This is a genomic window from Streptomyces lydicus (assembly GCF_001729485.1).
Classification (GTDB): Bacteria; Actinomycetota; Actinomycetes; order Streptomycetales; family Streptomycetaceae; genus Streptomyces; species Streptomyces lydicus_D.
In genome coordinates this window covers 1,135,654-1,154,786 of the sequence record NZ_CP017157.1, presented here as the reverse complement: position 1 = coordinate 1,154,786, position 19,133 = coordinate 1,135,654, and the positions used below count along the sequence as shown (strand labels likewise).

The following is a 19,133-nucleotide window of genomic DNA, read 5'->3' as shown; positions in this document are numbered from 1 at the left end:
CTGGCAGTCGTACGGGACCTGCGTGAGCACTGGGCGCCCGCGTCGGCGGAGGAGCTGGAGCGGTTCGAGACCGATGTGCTGTCCGGGTTCGTCCTGACACGGGCCTCAGCAGGGCTGGCGGACGGCACCATCCGCGGGGACGTCGGTCACTTGGATCAGATCAGGACCTGGTTCGGCCGGCCCTTGTGGGACATGGAGCCTGCTGACGCGGACATGTACTTCGGGAAGGTGCTGCGGGACTCGCCCAGCGGCACCCGGCTGGGCCGGTCGAAGGCGTTGAGCACGTTTGTTCACCGGCTGGGGCGGCGAGCCGGCCACTTGCCGGAAGTTCGCCCCGACCGCACGGAACTACACCGCCTCGAAGTTGATGTCCCAGGTCGGCCTGCGGGTGAGCGAGGCGTGTGGGCTCGATCTGGGCGACATCAAGTGGGACCTGGGCCGCTTCGGCAAGCTCCACGTCCGCCACGGCAAGGGGGCCCGCGGCTCGGGGCCGCGCGAGCGGATGGTTCCGCTGATCAATGGTGCCGACCGGACACTGCGGTGGTTCATCGAGGATGTGTGGGGTCAGTTCGACGACGATCACACTCGCCCTGGTGCCCCGCTGTTCCCGAGCGAGCGCAAGAACACCGACGGCTCTGCCCGCCGGGTCGGCGACGACGCCCTGCGCAACGGGCTCGACAACGCGGTCCAGGCTCACCTGCCGAGCTGGACGGACAGGTTGACACCGCACGTCCTGCGGCATTTCTGCGCGTCTCAACTCTACGGAAACGGACTGGATTTGCTCGCAATCCAGGAGGTCTTAGGACATTCCTGGATCGCCACGACCATGCGGTATATCCACGTGCAGCAGACCCGGGTCGAGGACGCCTGGGCCGCCGGAATGGAACGGGCCGCGAAGCGGCTGGAAGGACTGGCCCGATGAGGTGGAACCTGCGGCTGACCGCCGCGCACAAGGGTATCTGGAAGGCGTCCGAGCTCCAGCGGAGCCTGGCCGAGCACGGCCTGGTGATCTCGGCCGGCAAGATGTCCGGGCTGTGGTCCCGCCAGCCGGTCTCGCTCAAGCTGGAGGACCTGGACGTCATCTGCGTGGTCCTCGGCTGCGAGATCGGCGACCTGCTGATCCCCGAACCGGAGAAGGTCAGCCGCCCTGGCCGGGCCGAGGAGACGGAACGGGCCGCGGTCGGTGCGGGAACCGCCGCACCGAAGGTGATCCCCAAGCGCCGGGACGGCCGGTCGCTGCCGCCGGAGTGATCCAGTGGCACGGTTCCCGAAGGGCTACGTCAAGCCCACCGACTCCTGCGACAGCTGCCTCGCCTGGGGAAACTTCAGCGGCCGCCTCTGCCCCACCTGCTACATGTTCGGCCGCGGCCACGACGCGGCCGCATGCACCGGCTGCCGTCGCGTCCAGCCGCTGAAGTGGAACTACTGCCGCCTGTGCTGGTGCCAGGCCCGCCTCAGCGCGAAGGCCGTCGTCGGCCAGCCCACGGACGAGACGGACGTGCGGGACCGGCTCGCCGCCGTCCGGCATCACCAACTGTTCTTCGTCGGGATGCACTACCGCAGGAGACCGACCCCCACATTTCGGACGCGCGGAGGACGGCGGGGAGCCCCGCGCAAGCCGCCTCCTGCACCGGCCTGGCACCCGGATCCCGGCTGGCAGCAGCTACCGCTGTTCGCACAGATCCCCCGTGACTACAGCCGGCTCGCCCTGGCCGACGCCGACCTGACCAGCCCGTGGCTGGCCTGGGCAAAGTACCTCGCCCACCGGCTCGCCGAGACCCGAGGCTGGGGACGCAACATCCGCTTCGCCGTCAACCGCGGCCTGGCCCTCGTCCTCACCGGACACGTCGAGGGCGACGTCATCCGGCACACGGAGATCTTCACCCCGCTGCGGGCCCTGGACCTGCCGGTCGGCCACACCGTCACGGTCCTGGACGAGATGGGGATCTTCGAGGACGACAGCGAACCCTCCTTCGAACGCTGGCTCGCCAAAAGGCTGGAGGGTCTCGCACCCGGCATCCGCTCGGAGGCCGAGCGCTGGACCCGCGTCCTGCACGACGGCGGCCCCCGCAGCCTCCCGCGACGGGAAGGCACAGTCTGGCTCTACCTCAACCGAGTCCGTCCGGCCCTGCTGGAATGGTCGAACCCCTACGACCACCTGCGTGAAGTGACCCGCGACGACGTCCTCACCTACATCAAGACACTGCACGGCCACCAGCGCCACGACCAACTCGTCGCCCTGCGCTCGCTATTCACATGGGCCAAGCAGAACGGGCTGATCTTCCGCAACCCCACCAGTCGGATCAAGGTCGGGCAATACGAGTACGCCGTGCTGCAACCGCTCGTCCCCGAGCAGGTCGACCGCTCCGTCGCGGCGGCCACCACGCCGGCGACGCGGCTCATCCTCGCCCTCGCAGCGGTCCACGCCGCCCGGGTCCCGCCCAGATCGCCAACCTCATGCTCGACGACGTCGATCTCGGCAATCGCCGGCTGACCATCGCCGGACGCGTCCGCCCGCTGGACGATCTCACCCGGAAGCTGCTGCTGGACTGGCTAGAGCACCGGCGCCGCCGGTGGCCGAACACCGCGAATCTCCACCTGCTGATCAACAACCAGACCGCCACGAAAACCAGCCGCGCCAGCAACCACTGGATCAGCGCCGCGATGCGTGGGCAGGACGCGACGCTGGAGCGGCTCCGCGTCGACCGACAATTCGAAGAGACCCTGACTCACGGGCCCGACCCGCTCCACCTCGCCGAGGTGTTCGGGCTCGACGAGAAGACCGCGATGCGCTACGCGGACTCCGCACAGGCGCTGCTGCACCAGGCCGCTGAAAAGCCACTTCAGTGAACCTCTTTCGTCCTGTGCTGGAGGATGAAATGGGCTGGTCAGCGGGTGTGGTGACGAGGCAGGGCCTCTCGTCGTTGGCGTGGTGATTCCACTCATCACACCGGCGGCCGAAGGGGCCCTGTTGGTTCCATATCCTGCCCCGCTCGACGTCCCGCATGGCCACCGCGAACAGCCCCCGCATTACCAGCAGTTCATCCGCGATCACGCCCGGCTGAGAGCCCCCGGCGAACGCGCCTTCGCCCAGTTGAAAGCCTGGCGGCTGCTACGACGAGCCAGATGCTCCACCCGCCTTATCAGCACCATCGTCCAAGCCGTCCACACGCTGCTGACCTGCAACTATTCAGGATGTAAGAGGTTCACTGAAGGAATCAGGCCGGCCTCCTCACTTATGGCTTCACATCGAGACGCACGAGCGCCCCGATCTCCACGAGTTGGTCCGGCAGTGCCAAGTCGGAAACGCCCATGACCGTGCTGGCGGGCCGGTGCTCCCCGAAGTACTCGGCGTGGAGGCGTGCTGTCGTGTCGAAGTTCTCCCGCAGGTTCCTCACCAGAACCGTGGTCTCCGCTATCTGGCCACGCTCGGCCCCGAATTGCCTCAGCACCAGGTCCAGATTCTCCAGCGTGGTGCGGACCTGCAGTTCGAAGTCGCCGGCACCCACGAAGTTGCCGTGACGGTCATGAGACAGCTGCCCCGACACATAAACCGTGTCACCGACCTGAGTGGCCTGACTGTACCCGTACAACGACTCCCACGGCATGCCGAACCCGAATACCTTCACCTGAGAACTCATGACTCACTCCCTTGATACAGCGCGCGGGACCGTCAGTTGCAGACAGGCCCCTTGCACGTAGAAGTTACGGGTCTGTACAAACGATGCTTGTCTGGTAGCGCCGCCGAAGTGTTCTCTGCGCGCACAAACACCCTCCAGCAGAGGATGAAAGAGGCTCAGTGAAATCTGCTTAACGGTCCACGCCTTTGCTGAGGATGAGCACGCCAGGCACAGTCAGCATCCGCGGCTGATCGGCGGAGACGATGTCAGGGCGAGGGCAGCGTTCCGCAGCTGGGCCGCCCACGTCTGCTGGTCAAGCCCCAACGTGTACTCGATGCAGCAATCGCACTGCGGGATCAGCGCCACGAACGATTGCTCCGCCGCGGTCTCGACATCCGTCTCCCACCAATCGTCCGTCGCCAGGTCAGCGGGAGTTATCTCTCCATCGATGAGTCTCGCCGCCATCCGGCGCAGCGCGTGGCGCCGCGCCAGGCCCCGATCCCGCAACCGGATCCCGGACTCGGCAAGTGCTTGCTCGAACGCGTCACGAATGTCGCGGGCATCCGCGTTGCGAGGCCAACCGGCGAGCTCGCACAATGTCGGGGTGTCCAGTCCGGCTGCGAGCGCCTCAGCAGCGATCATCGGCAGATCTTCCGGGCGTATCTCATCCGCCTGATAACGGCACGCTACCTCACCCAGAGATGTGAGCCCACTCTGCATAGAGGTTTCCGGTTCCGGTGTAGTTCCTTCTGCTCTCATGACTCCTACGGTGTCAGGACCGTTTCCAGGGAAGGCACCCAGGGGCGGGCCCGCTCGGCACCTGCCCCGCGTGTTCGCCTGAACCCGGAAGCCGAACCCACGAGAACACGACCGTCCATCCTCGGGTTCCCGCGAAAAGACCTTCAGTTTCCGCGAACTCGCGGGCCTCTCCGGGTGTGAGTAGCTGAGGTACAGGAAATGCCGGTGAGAACGATCAGGGTCGGCCGGCACGTCGACCGGAGGCTCCGCTGAGGTTCACGGAAAGATCGCCGGACGGCCGTCGGTGCTGGCTACGATCCGGTTCGTGCCGGTGGAGTTTCTGACTGATGAGCAGGCCGGGGCATACGGGACGTTCACCGAGGTGTGCCCGCTTGGCGCTCGGCCGCGTTCCGGCGCACCCGCGGCGCCTGTCGGAGCTGGCCAAGCAACGGAACAGCGGGCGTCAAAAATTCTGACGGCAGCACCGGCTTTCCGGTCCGTTCCTACCCGGACCCCGACCACTGACAGTCGGCACCGCAAACTTCGGACGAATAGCGGGAAGTCGGCCCGGTGTTCCGCGAGCGCACGGCGGGGGCCACAGCACGACGCTGCGTCACTCTCAAAAATGACCAGTTGTGAGAGTTCTGCGAACACCCCGGAGTCGCTCGCGAATCCGCAGGTCGCCGTTCGCAGAACCCCTCTCACATCGAGTACGCCAGGCTCCTCAAGCACCAGGGCGGCCGATGCGGCGGCCGGCGGCCTCGGCGACGGCGCGGGCGTGGGCGACCCGTTCGGCGGTGAAGGTGCGTTCATCTCGGCGAACAGGGCCAGCAGCAGGAAGGCGATGCGGCCAATGCCCTCGTCCGCCACATTCCGGCGCTGTTGCACCAAGTACCGAGTGCGCAGCACTTCCTGGACGATCGCCTCGACTTCGCCAGGCAGCCGTCCGCCGCCGCGGCCCCCGCTGGAACGGCTCGGCAGCAGGTCCGACACCACTCCCTCACCGGCCCGCCACCGCCCGAGCAACACGTACACCTGGCGCCGGGAGACCCTCAGCCGCTCGGCGGCTGCGTCCGCATCGGCCAGTCCCACCGTGTCCTTCGCTGCGAGCGGCCCAATCACTTCGGCCTGCCGCACCGCGGTCTCCCAAATCTGGGTCGGCGCGGTCAGCACCCCGTGCTCGGCCACCGATCCCTCTGCCATCCGAAAGCCCGTCGCGCACATGACTACGGACAACTCGACCGTAGAGCAGGCGACTTCGGCATATCCGCCGAGTTCATAGTTCCCTGCACTCGGCGATGAATCACCAGTTCACCCGTGTACGCGACTTCGGAAACTGACATCGATCAAGCCGCAAACGCGGTAGAACGAAACGACTGTCCGAAGTGTGAAGCCCCGGCCGGCAGCCCGTGCCGCACCCGGAGCGGGAAGTGTGCGACGAAGTACCACACCGCTCGCTTCATCCTCGTGCCCGCGCTCCGCGAGCAGCTGATGGTGAGCGTGCCCGAGGATCGCGGCCCCGGGCGGCCGTGGAAGGCGGGCTCGCCCGCCCCGTCCCTGCCGGCTGCCCCGGCGGCCAAGCCGATCCGGATCGGTACGCCCGCTGCTCAATGCCCAGCAGGAACTCGCCTCCCAGCTCACCGCGCTCGAACCGGTCTGCAAGCGGATCTTCTCCGAGAAGATCTCCACCCGTATCAAGAACCGTCCCGAGCTGGAGAAGGCGCTGAAGCTGGCATACGACATCAAGGAGGCCGCCCCCGACCAGGAGGTCATCCTCACCGTCCACGAGCTCAAGCGCCTCGCCCGCTTTACCGACCTACGATCTGCCTGGATGGTCTCTGAACTGCACGGACGCATCGCGTAGGTGTCCGGACGGGCCATACCCAGCATCAGCCGCAGAGTGGAGGCGAACGCTCAGCTGGGGACAGTTTCGTGGACTGGGACTCTGCGTTGTCCTTACACCGCCGGTGGTGGATGGACCCGCGTTACGGTGCCGTCGGAGATCTCTTCCAGCCGGTGAAGAATGAACCTGTTGAACCCCGTCCTCGCCTCACGTACGTCCGTAAGGGCCCGGCTCGGCGCCGCGGCGTCTGTGCTGGTGACCAGAACCCGCACCATGTGGGAGGCGATCTCGAACGGCATTCGCTCGGACCCGATCCACAGCCCGTCCTGCATCGCGGCATCGGAGGCTGCCTCCACAGCGGCACGAAGGGCTTCGATGCGCTCGAGGACCGCGTCTGCGGACTCTCGTCGGTAGCCCTGGACCGTTGCCTCCGTCACCGAGTGTAGGTAGAGGTCCCAGTCCCGATAGGCAGAACGAAGCGCGATCAGCCTCGTTACCTCTTCTGCCACGCGCTGGTCTCGCCGATCGCGGTCCCGTTCTCGCGCCGCAGCACGTGCCGCGCGTACCGGTCCCAGATATCCGCCGAGGGCCGTCAGGCCAGCACCCGCCGCCGCACCGAGCGCACCCCACACCGCACCATCCACACTTTCCCCCTGCCAAAGCACAGTCGGTTTCAGAGAGCTGCGGCGATCCTGCGAGAAGACGACGAGCCTGTCTAGGCCCCACCGCCACTTCCCGCATGGGTCCGCTCGACAGGCCGTGTACGCCGACATCTCAGCCGGACGTCGCCGCGAGCTCACCGTCGACCGGCCCTGGCACGACCCCGAGCTCGAACAGCTCATCCTCGGTGCCACACGCCCCCCGGCCGCAGGAGCGGAGCTATCACGGCTAACGCCGCCTACACAGACGATGAGGGCCCGGAGGAGTGCTGCCCGGGCCCTCTACCCGTACGTGCGGTACCGGGCCTGGCATTCGGGCTGTGCGCTTGGCGCGTTTGCCGCGGCAGTGTCTCCCCAGCCGGTCAGCACGCCTTGCTGTGCGCTCATGGGTGAAGAGCACCCAGCGGCCCGTCCGCGGGCAGCAGTTAGCCGCGGACGGGCCGCTGGTGCTACCCCTCGCCGTTCTCTGTGGCGGCAGGGGGGTCGGGGATGAGGAAGCCGCGGAGCGGGGGTTCGCCGTTGCTTCCGATCGCTGCCTCGGCCATCTTCATCGAGGCCACAACGTCGGCGTATTCGGGTCGGGTCCACTCCATGGCGGCAGTCCTCTCGTCAGGGGCTAGGCAGGCTAGCCCTTTGTCTGCGTGTGGAGGATGAGGGCATGCCAGCCGGCGTCCACCATGCGTGAAGGGACCAGGCTCGCGGCGGGGAACAGGACGCAGGTCGCGACGAACGCCAGTGCCTCGGTGACGACCGCCGCGGCGTCCTCCGCGGTGATGTCTGGGTTGTCGGTCTGGACGGTGGAGCGGACGGCAACGAACTGGTCGTCGGTGAGTAACTTTCGGGCAGACTGGCCCATGGTTCTCCAATCGGTGGGGTGAAGCCTCGCGGTGGAGGCCCGGTCCCGTCCCGGCCGGCGCGGTCCGGCCAGGAGTACCCGGCCGGGACGGGGGTCTGTGGTGTGCGGCCGGCCGCCGCCGTCCGTGAGCAGCAGCGGCCGGCTTTCCGCAGCGCCCGGGGGGCGTAGCGCCACGGGAGTTCAGGGGTGAGGCCGCGCCCGGTCGCCCTCGGCCGGGTGGAGGCGCGGCAGGTCGCCCGGAAGCCGGATACCGGCGCTCCGGGCGAGGACGCGGGCGACGGTCGGCGGGACGGGCAGCGTCGCGCCGGGGGCGCACGGGCCGCAGACCGTCACCGGCCGCGGCGGGCCCGAGACGGAGTCGACCATGACGGTCCGCAGGTCGAGGGTGCTGCCGCAGGCGCAGCGAGCGGCGGCGGTCATCGGCCACCTCGCGCGATACCGACGGCCAGCACGAACACCAGGGCGGCCAGGCACGTCAAGTAGGTGATGGCTCGGCGCTGTTCGCAGGTCATGTGCCCCTCCCCACCAGTACAGCGCGGAGGGTGTGCCGGTCGGACTCCCCGAACGTCGTCAGGGTGTAGCCGCCAGCCTCGATGATGCGCTGCTGCAGTACCAGGCGGTGCGTCTCGTCCGTGGCCAGACGGCCCCAGGTGTGCACCAGGCACAGCACCTCGCGGTGGCCGGCCGCCTCCTGCATCGCCTCGGCCATGGTGGCCAGCGCCGGGCGGTGCGTACTGAGCGCGTCAGGCCCGAGGTCCCGCCACGGGCTGCGCCCGGCCAGCGCCCAGCCCATGCGGTCCACGTAGGTGTGGCAGCCCACCAGCCGCATGTCGAGGTCGCGGTGATTCCTGCTGGCGCACCGGTCGTAGATGAACACCAGCGGGGCCATGACGTCGCCGTTCATCGCCGGGCCTCCGCCGTGTGCCGGGCCAGCAGCCATTGGCAGTCCCGGGCGAGCTGCTGCACCTGGACGTGCGCGGCCAGCGGCGCGGGCGCCAGGCGCCGCCGATACTGCTGCTCGATGCCGTCGAGCCGGGCCCTGAGCCGGTGCGCCTCGATGCTGCCGACCCGCAGCCGGCCGGTCGACTCCCGCGCCAACGGCAGCAACAGGGCGATGTGCCCGCGCAGCGCCTCGGCGGCGTCGGCCATCACGCTCAGGTCCAGCGGGCCGGTGCCGGTGCGGAGCGCACCGTAAATCGTCGCACTGATCGTCTCCGCGTCGATCGGCAGAGCATCGCCAGCCGCGGCGACCGTGGTCGTTCGTTCACGGTCCGTGTCCATATGGTGACCGTAGGGGCGTGTGACCAGCGCCTCAATGGTAGTTTCCGCAGGCCGAGGACCGAAGTGCCAATAGCTACAACGGAACTGACAGCGCGTCCGCCAGCTCCCGCATCTCCGGAGTCAGAGTTCGGCGCTGCTCCACCACGACGCCCATGATGTCCTGCGCGTACCGCTGGCTGGCCAGCCACTCCGGGGCGGCGGCGTTGATGCTCACAAGAACGTCAACTGCCTCTCCGTGCTGCCGCATCATCGTGTGCGCCCGTGCCACGTCGAGTCGGTGGCGGTGATACTCGGTGGACGCCTGCTGGCTACCCGTCCGGGCCCCGGCGATCACCCTGTCCGGCTGGTCGAGGACGATGTGCCGCTCGGCCGCCTTGTACCCCACCGTCACCGGGCCCCAGGTTGTCAGCCGTTCCCGGCCCCGCGGCAGCTCCCTCCCTGTCATCACCGCCACGGACCGCGCCAGTCGCATCGTGTCGTCGGCCTCGCCCCGGCGGTTGTCGCGGAGGTTCGCCGCCGACGCCTGCAGCAACAGCCAGCCCCACGCGGCCAGCTCTTCAGGAGTCGCCCGCGACATGCGTGGTTCGACGTCATCAGCCCACCGGGTGGCCAACTCTCGGGATTCGCGCAGCCGGCCCTGCCGTACCAGCAGCCAACTCCAGGTAGTGATCACGGCAGCGGCGCGGAGGCGGTCAGGAGAGTCGTCCAGGGCCCGTTGCAGGGCGGTCTCCGCTGCGTCGAACTCACGCACCTGTGTGAGCACCGAGCCTGCGATCTGCAGGAGGTGCGCCCGGAGGGCGCGGGCCGCGGGCTCGTCGCCGAGCGCATCGGCGTCGCGCAGCGCCGGGGCCAGCAACGTCGTCAACTCGGTGAGCCGGTTGCTGAAGTAGGCACGCCGCACGTCGGGAAGGATCGCGCTGACGCCCTGCACCGTGGGCTCCTCGGTGCCAGCCAAAGGGGCGACTTGAACTGCGAGTTGCAAGGGACGCCATGCTTCGGTGGTGGCCGACGACTGCGGGTCATCGTCGCGCTCCAACAGTGTGCTGGTGGTGACACGCAGCGCGGTCGCGAGTTTGTGGGCGGTCTCCATCCTCGTGCCCTCCACCGTGCCCTGCTCCAACTGCCGGATGAGGGAGACGGATACACCGGATGCGTCCGCGAGGGCCTTTTGTGACAGGCCGCGGCGCTTCCGAATGGTGCGCAGGTGAGTACCGATGTGCTTGTCAGCGTGCTCGGGCATTCTGGGCTCCGTTCCGACCTCGACACTCAGAACGGTACGCCTTGGCGAGTCCGGGGTGTGCAGTGAACGGCCCCCACGTAGAGCCGCGGGAGCCGTTTTCGTGGTGCGTTTGTCAGTGGCCAGCCGTACGAATCGCCCCATGGCGACCACCTGCGTCCCCGACGCCACCGCCGAGGCCCACGGCGCGATACGCGAGTTCATGGCCGCCCGCACCGGCCGGCCGCCGTGGCCAGACGAGCAGGACGAGTACGAACTGCTGCTCGCGTGGGCCGCGGCACTGCGCGAGCGCCCGACCACCTGACCCAGGACACGACGAAGCGCCCCGCCTCTGCACGCAGGGGCGGGGCCTTGTCACGCTCTGCGTCAGTCAGGCGCGAGGATGGTTGCCGGGCTGGTGGTCGGGCTCGGTTGCGGGCTGGGTGCCCCGGCGGGAGCTACGCGCACAGCGAAAGACCCCGCCGCGCGACGCGCACCGGCCCACCGTGGTGACCATGCCCGACCGCGTAGCCGTACTCTCCGACATCCACGGGGTCCTGCCCGCCCTGGAGGCGGTGCTCGCCGAACCGGACGTCCGCGCCGCGGACCTCATCGTCCTCACCGGTGACATCGCCGCCGGACCCCAGCCGACCCAGGTCCTGGACCTGCTGGTGTCCCTGGGCGACCGGGTCGGCTGGCTCGGCGGCAACGCCGACCGCGAACTCCTCGAACACCGCCGGAACTCCCCCGCCGCCCCCTCCCCCGACCCCCTCACCCCCTGGGCCGCCGCCCAGCTCCGTCCCGACCACCTCGACCTGCTCGCTTCCCTGCCCCGCACGCTCACCCTCCCCGTGCGGGGCCTGGGCACCGTGCTCTTCTGCCACGCGACGCCGCGCGACGACGAGGAAGTCGTCCTCGTCGACTCCCGCGTCGAACGCTGGCGGGAGGTCTTCACCGGCCTCGACGACGACATCCGCACCGTGGTGTGCGGCCACACCCACATGCCCTTCGTCCGCCTGGCGCCGCCGCCCGTGGTCTCGGGTGAGCGGGGCGGTGCCCCCGTCAGCCGCCTGGTGGTCAATCCCGGCAGCGTCGGCATGCCCTACGGCCGCCCCGGCGCGCACTGGGCCCTGCTCGGTCCCGGCACCGACCTCCGCCACACCCCCTACGACCTGGAAGCCGCCGTTGACCAGGTCACCCGCACCTCCACCTACCCGGACGCCGCCGCCTGGGCCGACTACTACCTCCACGCCCGCGCCACGGACGCCGACGCGCTGGCGGCTTTCGGGCCGAGGGACGGCCGCGCCAACACCCCATAACGTGCCGGGTTTTACCCCGACGGCGCGCTTCCCCGCCCCGGGAATTTGCTCTTTGCTGCATCCTTGGATGCGAAGATCACGCCCTCCCTCCGCGCCGCTCGGCAGCACATTCGGGGAAAGATCACCAGCGCTGACGGCGGGTCGGCGTGATGCGCACGAATACTTCACCATCTGCTCCTGAAAACTTCGCGACCGGTGTCGGCACTTCACCCGGGTAAGCGACCGCTTGGAAGGTTGCCGGAAGAAGTCCACCGACCCGGCGCTAAACCTCGATGGCGGATTCGCCGGACACGGAATCAACCCCGCGCCGCGCAGCAGGTGTTGTGGGCACAGACCGCCCGTCACCGGCCCGCGCCGGCCGTACCCGCGGCCGGCCGGACCGCGTCAGGACAGGGCCTCACCGGCCGGAAGGCACCCGGGGGCGGCCCGCCCGCGCCGCCGCCGCGACCGGCGGCCGGACCCTCGCCGGCGACGTGTATTTCTGCGGGAATTCCGGCACCGCCGGCCGTCCGGGTTTTACTCCCGGCACACTTCGCTCCACCCCGAGCGGTTCGGACCGCGTCGGCTGCGACCGGCCCGGGAAAACCCGTACGGAGCACACCGGGACGGCGACGGGTTCAGATTCCGTGGACGGCTGCGCAGAAACTTCCTTTCAGGAGGGAATTGAATATCCCGGGCGGGGTTGAATGGCATCGCCATCGAAAGAGGAAATCGCTCGGCCGGTGGGTGTGGTGCGGAATTTCGCGGAGGGGTTTCAGGCGTGCTTCGGGATTTCCTCGGAGCGGCCCGGGGAGGTGGCGTCCGTGGATTTCCGGAGGTGCTTTTCCATTCAACCAGAAGGGCGGTCGCCGGCACCCCGCACAAGCCGACGGCCCCGCCTCCGGGTAACTCTCCCGGGGCGGGGCCGTCGCGTTCTGATGACCGGTGGCTGACATTGGGGTGGCGAACGTCAGAGGAGCCGGCACATCGATTCAGTTGTCGCGTCGTTCCGACGGGCGCCGGTCACGGGTCCCGACGGGGACGACCGGCCGGTCCGCGGGTCACAGGCCGTTGACGCGGGCCTCGCGGGCGACGCCGAGGGGGCGTATCGAGGAGGCCACCACGCGGGCCCGGCGGCCCGCCCGGGCGCGGTAGCTGCGGACATGGGCCATCAGGCGGCGGCTGCGCAACGCCATTTCGAGCTCGAAGCGGGTGCGGGGGTCGCGCAGGACCGGACCGAAGAGCTTCTCGATCTGGCGGAGGCGGTACCGCACCGTCTGCGGATGCACATGCAGGAGCTTCGCCGCCTCCGGTGCCCCGCCGCCCTCCAGCCAGGCGAGCAGGGTGACTTCGAGGCGTTCGCTCTGGCGTGGCGTCAGTTCCTCCAGCGGGCCGAGCCAGCGGGAGGTGAGGGCGTCGGCGAGGGACTCGTCCTGGAGGAGGAGCAGCGCGGAGAGGTGGTCGTCGACGAACGCGGGACGGGTTTCGGGACCGACCCGGCCCGGGGCCAGGGTCAGCAGGTAGCGGGCCCACCGCAGGGATGACGCGGTGTCGGTCGCGGGGACGACGTGACCCACCGCGGCGGGGCGGCCCTTGAGGGCGGCCTCCAGGCGGGCCCGGGTCTGGGTGGCCGGGTCGGGCACGAACAGACAGGTGTAGCCGTCCACGGTGCCGATGAGCGCGTGGCCCAGTGCGGCGGCGAGTTGCGGTGCCTCGGCGGGCGTGGCGAGCACGACGGCCTGGAGGGTCTCGGGGACCGGCCAGCCCGCCGCGCGGGCCAGCTCGTCCAGCCCGTCGTCCGGTGCCTCGCGCTGGCCGGCGAGCACCTCGAAGAGGTCCTGGCGGGCCCGCGCAACGGGCATCGGGGTGACAACGGACGAGACGGCCGGACGTTTACTTTCCGACTCTTTCTGGTAACCCAGAACTGTCAGCAGCGCCTGTTCCAGCGCCCATTCTGCCTCTTCTACGGGGGTATCACCGAGAAGCGCAGCCAATGCGGGAAATCCGCGTTGCAACTCCGCGACCACCTTCTCTGCGAGGCCCGGGAGTTCATTTCTCACTACCCGGGTCCACTCGCCTCGGGGACGCGACCAGATGCGGTTGAGGAGATCACACATCGCTAACCTCGATCCTGGCGGGGATGCGGCTTGGACAGGGGAGCGGCGCCCCCGTGCGCCTGAGTCGGCATCATCCGGAGTACTCCCGCGCGACCGCGACGCCGGTGCAGGAATTTGTCACAGCGCGATAAACCTTACGAAAGCCTGAACGCGTTCGTAGATGCTTTTGCACATCCGGATTACGGCCCTGCGTATCCAGCCGGTTACGGAATGTTTAGTGTTACCGGGGGTCACACTCACAAAAGCCCCGGCAAATACCATCGCCGGGAAAATTCATCGAAATTCGTATCCCGCACCCGTGCCCCGACACCGGGAGGTCCGATGTCCGCACCACGCCTGCAGAGCCGCCAGGGCCGCCGTGCACACCGCGCCCGTCCCTCGCCGACCGTGCCCCGCCCCCGGCGCCCGCCGAACGAACCCGGGCCGCCGGACCGACGTGCGCCCGGCGGCGGTCTGAACGGAACTGCCGTGCTGCGGCCGGCACTTCCGGCCGCGCTGCTGCTCTTCATCGCCGTCACCCTGCACTCCGGCGCGATGGACACCCTGATGCGCTTCCTCGACTTCGGCGCCGGGGTGCTCGCCCTGGTCTCGCTGTCGGTCACCGTGCTGTGGGGACTGGCCGCGACCGACCGGATGGTGCTGCACTCGAACCACCGGCTGCTCGCCCAGGCCGTGCACCGCGGCACCGGCGTCGCCGGACTCGGCTTCCTCGGACTGCACATCTGGGTGAAGGTCGCCGAGGGCCACGTCGGCACGGTGTCCGTCGCCGTGCCGTTCACCGACGGCGCGCGGCCGGTGCTCATCGGACTGGGCACCCTCGCCGCCTACGTCTTCGTCGCCGTCGCCGTGACCGGCGCGGTGCGCGGCGCCTTCACCGGCATCACCGCCTCCCGCTGGTGGCGGGCGCTGCACATGAGCGCGTACCTCGCCTGGGGCCTGGCCCTGGTGCACGGCCTGAAGTCGGGCCGCGCGGCGGCCGGCTATGCCGTGGTCGGGTACGCCCTATGCCTTGCCGCGGTGGCCGTACGGCTGGCGCTGCGGCTGCGCGACGCACGCAGGAACTCAGGAGAACTCCCATGACCGCCCCCGCCCCCACCCAACTCCTGCCCGCCCTCCAGGGACCGGATCCGGTACCGACACTGGCGTCCTTCGGGCCGCCGCGGCTGCTCGCCGGCCTCGACGAGGTACCGCGCATGGACCGGGTGGCCCACCTCTCCCGGCACGGCGGCCTGCCCCAGCTCACCTCCCAGGAGCTGGTGGCACTGGCCGAGGACATCGACCTGCGCGGCCGCGGCGGCGCGGGCTTCCCCTTCGCCCGGAAACTGACCGCCGTCATGGACGGGATGAAACGCGCCGACGGCAAGGGCGCGGTGGTCGTCAACGGCAGCGAGGGCGAGCCCAGTTGCCTCAAGGACACCGCGCTGCTGCTGCACGCCCCGCACCTGGTCCTGGACGGCGCGCTGCTGGCCGCCGACGCCCTCGGCGCCCAGGAGGTCGCCCTCGGGGTGACCCGCACGGACGTCGAGGACTCGGTGCGCCGGGCGATCGCCGAACGCGGCCCGGTCCGGCCGGCCTTACGGGTCACCCTGCTGACCGAGCGGTTCGTCACGGGCGAGGGATCGGCCATGACCAACGGGCTGGGCGGCGGCCCCGGCCTGCCCTCCGGCCGCAAGATCCGCTCCAGCGAGCGCGGGCTGAACGGGGTGCCGACGCTGCTGTCGAACACCGAGACCTACGCCCAACTCGCCGTCGCCGCACGGCTCGGCGCGCTCGGCTACCGGAACGTCGGGCTGCCCGCCGAGGCCGGCACCCTGCTGCTGACGGTCGCCGGCAGCATGGTCGTGGAGGTCCCCTACGGGGTGTCGCTCTCCCGCGTCCTGGCCCTGTGCGGGATGGACCAGGGGCAGGGCGTGCTGATCGGCGGCTACCACGGCACGTTCATCTCCGCCACCGACGCGCTGACCGCGACGCTGTCCCGGGAGGCGCTCGCCGACTACCAGGCGGTGCTCGGCGCCGGGGCGGTGCTGCCGCTGCCGTACGACACCTGCCCGGCCGGCGAGACGGTGCGCGTCGCGCAGTGGATGGGCGCCGAGTCGGCCGGCCAGTGCGGCCCGTGCGTCATCGGCCTGCCCGCGCTCGCCGAGGAACTCGCCCGTGCCGTGCGGGGCGGCGGCGAGGGCGCGCTGGAGGCCGTACGGGCCCGGATGCGGGCCGTGGAGAAGCGCGGCGCCTGCAGCCACCCGGACGGCACCGCGCGGTTCGTCGCCTCGGCCCTCGCCGCCTTCCCCGAGGAGTTCGAGCGCCACGCCCAGGGGTTCGGGTGCGGCCGCCCGGTGACCGGAGCGCTGCCGGTCACCGGGCACCAGCCACCGCCGGCCACCGTCCCGCAGCCGTCCCCGGTCGCCGCCCCGCCGCAGGAGCGGCTGCTGGTCGACTGGACGCTGTGCCGCGGCCACGGCCTGTGCGCGGACGTGGTGCCCGGCATCGTCAAGCTCGGCCCGGACGGCTACCCGGAGCGCGCCAGCATGCCGCTGCCGGCCCGGATGCGGCGCCGCGCGCAGCTGGCGGTGCGCCGCTGCCCGGCACTGGCGCTGCGGGTGCAGGGCGGCAACTGACGGCGGCGGCCCGGGTTTTCGCCCGGCGGAGAAAAACTTCGCGGGCGTTGAACGCGGGCCACCCCGTACGCCGTACTCCCGGGCGACGGCAACTCGCCCAGCAAGCAACGAACCACCACATACCGATCGACCTCGCCCACCGGCATTGGAGACACCATGATCACTCGACGTCGTGCGGGACTCGCGGCCGCGGCGGTCGCCACCCTGGCGCTCACCGCCGCCTGCGGCAGCAGCACCAACCAGGGCGCCGGCACCTCGCCCAACGCCGACTCGGTCCAGCCCGCGGGCCAGGGCACCAGCGACTACGGCTACGGTTCCTCCGGCTCCGGCCAGGGCGACGGCGGGTACGGGGGCCAGGCCGGCGGCGACAGCGGCAAGTCCGCGCAGACCGCCCCGAGCGCCGGGACGCTGGCGCTCCATCAGGACGCCAAGCTCGGCCCGGTCGTCACGGACGCCAAGGGCATGACCCTCTACCGCTTCGACAAGGACACCGCCCAGCCGCCCAAGTCGAACTGCTCGGGCTCCTGCGCCACCGCCTGGCCGCCGGTCCCCGCCGACGGCGCCGCCGCGCCCGCGGGCATCGCCAAGAGCGCGCTGGGCTCGGTCACCCGCGCCGACGGCACCAAGCAGCTGACCATCGGCGGCTGGCCCGCCTACCGCTACGCCAAGGACACCAAGGCCGGCGACACCAAGGGCCAGGGCGTCGGCGGCACCTGGAACGCGCTGACCGCCGAGGGCAAGAAGGCCGTCGCGCAGGACGCCGCGGACGTCTCGGTGCTCAACCAGCCCGAGCTCGGCCAGATCCTCGTCGACGGCAACGGCATGACCCTCTACCGCTTCAACAAGGACAGCGCCTGGCCGATGAAGTTCGGCTGCAACGACGCCTGCCTGGACACCTGGAAGCCCGCCAAGCCCGCCGACCGCTCCAAGCTCAAGGGCATCCCGGCCAAGCTGATCTCCACCGTCACCCGTCCCGACGGGCTGCGCCAGCTCGCCGTCGACTGCTGGCCCGTCTACACCTTCACCGGCGACAAGCAGCCCGGCGACATCAACGGCCAGGGCAAGATGGGCCTGTGGTTCGCGGTCTCCAACGCCGGCAAGAAGATCACGACGACGCCGGCGGGCTGACCCGGTCGGCCGGCACGAGCGCCTCGTCCCGGGGGAACTCGTCGTCCAGCGCCAGCACCTCGGCGTCCGGCCGCCCGTCCGCGTCCCGCGGCCCCAGCCAGGTGACCGCCAGCGCCACCACCACGTTCAGGGCGAGCGCGACCAGCCCCGCGTTCATCCCCCACAGCGGGTCGTGTCCCCCGAAAACCAGGACACACACCAGAGCGAAGCCCACCAGCAGGCCGCTCACCGCGGCGCACCACGTCAGCCGCCGCCACACCAGCCCCAGCAGCAGCATCGGCACGAGCTGCGCCATGCCCTCGTACGAGATCAGGGACAGCCGCACGAGGGTGTTGGGGGCGGTGTAGGTCAGCAGCAGCGCCACCGCGCCGGCCGCCACCACCACCAGTTGCGACCACAGCTTCTGACGGGAGGCCAGCCGCGGCACCGCACCCAGCACGCTCCTCCCCCACATCGTGCCGATGACCAGCATGAACACGGCCATCGGCACGATGGAGGAGAGGGCCGCGGCGACGCCGATCACGCCCACGGCCCAGGCCGGGAGGGAGTCCACCACCAGCTTGAACAGCGCGAGGTTGGAGTCCGCGCCGGTCAGGCCGGGCACCACGAACAGCGCCGCCAGACCCAGCAGCATCGGCACGAAGAGCAGCACGTTGTAGAAGGGGAGGTACATCGCGTTGCGGCGCAGCGCATCGGCGTTGCGGGCCCCCAGGTAGCCCGCCACCGTCGTCGGGAAGATCACCACCGTCAGGGAGTTGACGACGGTGGTGGTGACGAACCAGACGTGACCCAGCCCGCCCGAGGCGTGTCCGGGGAAGGTCAGCCACTGCGGCTTCTCCGCGACGATCCGGTGCAGGAAGGGCCCGTAGCCGTCGAAGTAGTGCAGCGGCACGTACACCACGAGGAAGCCGAGGGTGGCGATGACCAGGATGTCCTTGAGGACCGAGACCCAGGCGCTGCCGCGCAGCCCGCTGACCACGACGAACCCGGTGGTCACCGCGAAGCCGATGAAGTACGCCCAGTTCAGGCTGATGGCACCGTAGGAGATCGTGGAGACGACCACGCCCATGCCGGTGATCTGGAGCTGGATGTACGGCAGCAGGCAGACCGTGGCGAGCAGGGCGACGGCGGCGCCGAGCCAGGGCCGGCGGTAGCGGTGCGCGACGATGTCGCTGATGCCGACCAGGCCGTGCCGGCGGGCGTACGCCCACAGCATCGGCCCGACGACGTACCCGAGGGCGTAGCCGCAGGACATGTAGGCCAGCACATACAGCACCGGGGCGCCGAAGTTGTAGCCCCAGCCGGCCGCGCCGAGGTAGCTGAAGCTGGTGTAGCTCTCCCCCGCCATCAGCACCCAGATGAAGACGGTGCCCAGGCTTCGGCCGCCCACCGACCACTCGGTGAGGCCGCCGCCGGCTCCCCTGCCCCGCACCGCGAGCAGGCCGAGGGCGACGGTGAGCACCATGAAGCCGCCGAAGACGGCGGTGGCGACCGCGGCGTTCACGAGCCCTCCTTGCCCGGGCCCCGCCGGAGGTCGGCGCGGCGCGCCAGCCACACCGCCACCGGGGTGGCGAGGGTGGCCACCAGCATCCAGAAGAACAGGAAGGGCAGGCCCAGCACGGTCGGCGTCACCCGGTTCACCAGCGGCAGCACCGCCAGGAACAGCACGTACGGCAGCAGCAGCCACAGCAGCGCGGGACGCTTGCGGGAGCCCGGGGAGCGACCACCGGAGGACTGAGAAGGCACGGGGTGAGAGCCTAGG

General features: G+C 70.0%; 24 protein-coding genes and 2 pseudogenes. 12 read left to right on the top strand and 14 right to left on the bottom strand.

The features are described from left to right. Window positions 1-155: 155 nt before the first annotated feature. A complete protein-coding gene (locus SL103_RS39165) occupies window positions 156-284 on the bottom strand; it encodes a hypothetical protein (RefSeq protein ID WP_279631135.1) in 129 nt (42 codons plus the stop codon). 2 nt (window positions 285-286) lie between these two features. Between SL103_RS39165 and SL103_RS04990 the strand changes: the two genes are divergently transcribed. From SL103_RS04990 to SL103_RS39505, 5 genes and pseudogenes are all read left to right on the top strand, one after another. Beyond that, window positions 287-922 (top strand): tyrosine-type recombinase/integrase, encoded by a 636-nt coding sequence (locus tag SL103_RS04990; RefSeq protein WP_244303841.1) that lies wholly within the window; start codon window positions 287-289, stop codon window positions 920-922. Further along, entirely contained in the window at window positions 919-1,251 is a 333-nt protein-coding gene (locus tag SL103_RS04985; protein WP_069567553.1) for a helix-turn-helix domain-containing protein, read from the top strand. Before SL103_RS04990 ends, SL103_RS04985 begins: the two co-directional genes overlap by 4 nt. Window positions 1,252-1,255: 4 nt before the next feature. Beyond that, window positions 1,256-2,494: a hypothetical protein gene (locus tag SL103_RS04980; RefSeq protein WP_244303840.1), complete on the top strand. Its 1,239-nt coding sequence runs from the start codon at window positions 1,256-1,258 to the stop codon at window positions 2,492-2,494. Then, on the top strand, window positions 2,458-2,850 hold the full coding sequence (locus tag SL103_RS38565) for a hypothetical protein (RefSeq protein ID WP_244303839.1): 393 nt from the start codon (window positions 2,458-2,460) through the stop codon (window positions 2,848-2,850). The genes SL103_RS04980 and SL103_RS38565 overlap by 37 nt, the downstream gene beginning before the upstream one ends. Before the next feature lie 160 nt (window positions 2,851-3,010). Beyond that, window positions 3,011-3,196 (top strand): annotated as a pseudogene (locus tag SL103_RS39505) (IS5/IS1182 family transposase); the annotation flags it as partial. Window positions 3,197-3,236: 40 nt separating this feature from the next. On the opposite strand, the gene SL103_RS04975 reads toward SL103_RS39505, so the two are convergent. From SL103_RS04975 to SL103_RS38290, 3 genes are all read right to left on the bottom strand, one after another. Next, the gene (locus SL103_RS04975; RefSeq protein ID WP_069567552.1) at window positions 3,237-3,641 is read right to left on the bottom strand and encodes a RidA family protein; all 405 of its coding nucleotides are present in this window, start codon (window positions 3,639-3,641) and stop codon (window positions 3,237-3,239) included. Window positions 3,642-3,854: 213 nt separating this feature from the next. Beyond that, window positions 3,855-4,262, bottom strand: a complete 408-nt coding sequence (locus tag SL103_RS04970; RefSeq protein ID WP_069567551.1) for a hypothetical protein — start codon at window positions 4,260-4,262, stop codon at window positions 3,855-3,857. Between the two features lie 372 nt (window positions 4,263-4,634). Beyond that, window positions 4,635-5,546, bottom strand: a complete 912-nt coding sequence (locus SL103_RS38290) for a helix-turn-helix domain-containing protein (protein WP_208869829.1) — start codon at window positions 5,544-5,546, stop codon at window positions 4,635-4,637. Window positions 5,547-5,675: 129 nt separating this feature from the next. On the opposite strand from SL103_RS38290, the pseudogene SL103_RS39500 reads away from it, so the two are divergent. Together SL103_RS39500 and SL103_RS39495 are read left to right on the top strand one after the other, a co-directional pair. Beyond that, window positions 5,676-5,834 (top strand): annotated as a pseudogene (locus tag SL103_RS39500) (zinc finger domain-containing protein); the annotation flags it as partial. Between the two features lie 34 nt (window positions 5,835-5,868). Further along, complete coding sequence (locus SL103_RS39495; RefSeq protein ID WP_208870019.1) at window positions 5,869-6,222, top strand: recombinase family protein; 354 nt, start codon at window positions 5,869-5,871, stop codon at window positions 6,220-6,222. Window positions 6,223-6,314: 92 nt separating this feature from the next. Here the strand turns inward: SL103_RS39495 and SL103_RS04965 are convergent, their stop codons facing one another. The 7 genes from SL103_RS04965 to SL103_RS04940 form a co-directional block, all read right to left on the bottom strand. After that, window positions 6,315-6,710 carry a hypothetical protein gene (locus tag SL103_RS04965; RefSeq protein WP_069567550.1) on the bottom strand — a complete coding sequence of 132 codons (396 nt, stop codon included), beginning with the start codon at window positions 6,708-6,710 and terminating at the stop codon, window positions 6,315-6,317. 599 nt (window positions 6,711-7,309) lie between these two features. Next, window positions 7,310-7,453: a hypothetical protein gene (locus tag SL103_RS37630; RefSeq protein ID WP_164492753.1), complete on the bottom strand. Its 144-nt coding sequence runs from the start codon at window positions 7,451-7,453 to the stop codon at window positions 7,310-7,312. Between the two features lie 32 nt (window positions 7,454-7,485). Continuing rightward, window positions 7,486-7,716, bottom strand: coding sequence for a hypothetical protein (locus SL103_RS04960; RefSeq protein WP_069567549.1), 231 nt, complete (start codon window positions 7,714-7,716; stop codon window positions 7,486-7,488). 180 nt (window positions 7,717-7,896) lie between these two features. Next, window positions 7,897-8,136: a hypothetical protein gene (locus SL103_RS04955; RefSeq protein ID WP_069567548.1), complete on the bottom strand. Its 240-nt coding sequence runs from the start codon at window positions 8,134-8,136 to the stop codon at window positions 7,897-7,899. 88 nt (window positions 8,137-8,224) lie between these two features. Beyond that, entirely contained in the window at window positions 8,225-8,620 is a 396-nt protein-coding gene (locus SL103_RS04950) for a hypothetical protein (RefSeq protein WP_069567547.1), read from the bottom strand. Continuing rightward, window positions 8,617-8,997 (bottom strand): DUF6415 family natural product biosynthesis protein, encoded by a 381-nt coding sequence (locus SL103_RS04945; RefSeq protein ID WP_069567546.1) that lies wholly within the window; start codon window positions 8,995-8,997, stop codon window positions 8,617-8,619. Before SL103_RS04945 ends, SL103_RS04950 begins: the two co-directional genes overlap by 4 nt. Before the next feature lie 73 nt (window positions 8,998-9,070). Then, complete coding sequence (locus tag SL103_RS04940) at window positions 9,071-10,237, bottom strand: helix-turn-helix domain-containing protein (RefSeq protein ID WP_069567545.1); 1,167 nt, start codon at window positions 10,235-10,237, stop codon at window positions 9,071-9,073. 139 nt (window positions 10,238-10,376) lie between these two features. Here SL103_RS04940 and SL103_RS37625 point away from each other — a divergent pair, with 139 nt between their 5' ends. Together SL103_RS37625 and SL103_RS04935 are read left to right on the top strand one after the other, a co-directional pair. Beyond that, window positions 10,377-10,538 (top strand): hypothetical protein, encoded by a 162-nt coding sequence (locus SL103_RS37625; RefSeq protein WP_164492752.1) that lies wholly within the window; start codon window positions 10,377-10,379, stop codon window positions 10,536-10,538. A 190-nt stretch (window positions 10,539-10,728) separates the two neighbouring features. Further along, window positions 10,729-11,532, top strand: coding sequence for a metallophosphoesterase family protein (locus SL103_RS04935; RefSeq protein ID WP_069573421.1), 804 nt, complete (start codon window positions 10,729-10,731; stop codon window positions 11,530-11,532). 1,040 nt (window positions 11,533-12,572) lie between these two features. On the opposite strand, the gene SL103_RS04930 is transcribed toward SL103_RS04935, so the two are convergent. Beyond that, entirely contained in the window at window positions 12,573-13,373 is an 801-nt protein-coding gene (locus tag SL103_RS04930; protein WP_079145570.1) for a PucR family transcriptional regulator, read from the bottom strand. A 723-nt stretch (window positions 13,374-14,096) separates the two neighbouring features. Here SL103_RS04930 and SL103_RS04925 point away from each other — a divergent pair. From SL103_RS04925 to SL103_RS04915, 3 genes are all read left to right on the top strand, one after another. Further along, a complete protein-coding gene (locus SL103_RS04925; protein WP_069567543.1) occupies window positions 14,097-14,708 on the top strand; it encodes a hypothetical protein in 612 nt (203 codons plus the stop codon). Next, window positions 14,705-16,243 (top strand): NADH-quinone oxidoreductase subunit NuoF family protein, encoded by a 1,539-nt coding sequence (locus tag SL103_RS04920; protein ID WP_069567542.1) that lies wholly within the window; start codon window positions 14,705-14,707, stop codon window positions 16,241-16,243. Before SL103_RS04925 ends, SL103_RS04920 begins: the two co-directional genes overlap by 4 nt. A 156-nt stretch (window positions 16,244-16,399) precedes the next feature. After that, window positions 16,400-17,371 carry an SCO0930 family lipoprotein gene (locus SL103_RS04915; protein WP_069567541.1) on the top strand — a complete coding sequence of 324 codons (972 nt, stop codon included), beginning with the start codon at window positions 16,400-16,402 and terminating at the stop codon, window positions 17,369-17,371. Here SL103_RS04915 and SL103_RS04910 read toward each other — a convergent pair. Together SL103_RS04910 and SL103_RS04905 are read right to left on the bottom strand one after the other, a co-directional pair. Continuing rightward, complete coding sequence (locus SL103_RS04910) at window positions 17,349-18,875, bottom strand: sodium:solute symporter family protein (RefSeq protein ID WP_069567540.1); 1,527 nt, start codon at window positions 18,873-18,875, stop codon at window positions 17,349-17,351. The genes SL103_RS04915 and SL103_RS04910 overlap by 23 nt on opposite strands. Then, entirely contained in the window at window positions 18,872-19,117 is a 246-nt protein-coding gene (locus SL103_RS04905; RefSeq protein ID WP_079145569.1) for a DUF3311 domain-containing protein, read from the bottom strand. Before SL103_RS04905 ends, SL103_RS04910 begins: the two co-directional genes overlap by 4 nt. Window positions 19,118-19,133 lie beyond the last annotated feature (16 nt).

Bases quoted from the DNA above. Each gene is read 5' to 3' on its own strand.
- SL103_RS04950 (WP_069567547.1), bottom strand. From the start codon at position 8,620: ATGAACGGCGACGTCATGGCCCCGCTGGTGTTCATCTACGACCGGTGC.
- SL103_RS04915 (WP_069567541.1), top strand. From the start codon at position 16,400: ATGATCACTCGACGTCGTGCGGGACTCGCGGCCGCGGCGGTCGCCACC.
- SL103_RS37625 (WP_164492752.1), top strand. From the start codon at position 10,377: ATGGCGACCACCTGCGTCCCCGACGCCACCGCCGAGGCCCACGGCGCG.
- SL103_RS04945 (WP_069567546.1), bottom strand. From the start codon at position 8,997: ATGGACACGGACCGTGAACGAACGACCACGGTCGCCGCGGCTGGCGAT.
- SL103_RS04975 (WP_069567552.1), bottom strand. From the start codon at position 3,641: ATGAGTTCTCAGGTGAAGGTATTCGGGTTCGGCATGCCGTGGGAGTCG.
- SL103_RS04985 (WP_069567553.1), top strand. From the start codon at position 919: ATGAGGTGGAACCTGCGGCTGACCGCCGCGCACAAGGGTATCTGGAAG.
- SL103_RS04940 (WP_069567545.1), bottom strand. From the start codon at position 10,237: ATGCCCGAGCACGCTGACAAGCACATCGGTACTCACCTGCGCACCATT.
- SL103_RS04970 (WP_069567551.1), bottom strand. From the start codon at position 4,262: ATGATCGCTGCTGAGGCGCTCGCAGCCGGACTGGACACCCCGACATTG.
- SL103_RS38565 (WP_244303839.1), top strand. From the start codon at position 2,458: ATGCTCGACGACGTCGATCTCGGCAATCGCCGGCTGACCATCGCCGGA.
- SL103_RS04955 (WP_069567548.1), bottom strand. From the start codon at position 8,136: ATGACCGCCGCCGCTCGCTGCGCCTGCGGCAGCACCCTCGACCTGCGG.
- SL103_RS04935 (WP_069573421.1), top strand. From the start codon at position 10,729: ATGCCCGACCGCGTAGCCGTACTCTCCGACATCCACGGGGTCCTGCCC.
- SL103_RS04920 (WP_069567542.1), top strand. From the start codon at position 14,705: ATGACCGCCCCCGCCCCCACCCAACTCCTGCCCGCCCTCCAGGGACCG.
- SL103_RS04930 (WP_079145570.1), bottom strand. From the start codon at position 13,373: ATGCCCGTTGCGCGGGCCCGCCAGGACCTCTTCGAGGTGCTCGCCGGC.
- SL103_RS04960 (WP_069567549.1), bottom strand. From the start codon at position 7,716: ATGGGCCAGTCTGCCCGAAAGTTACTCACCGACGACCAGTTCGTTGCC.
- SL103_RS37630 (WP_164492753.1), bottom strand. From the start codon at position 7,453: ATGGAGTGGACCCGACCCGAATACGCCGACGTTGTGGCCTCGATGAAG.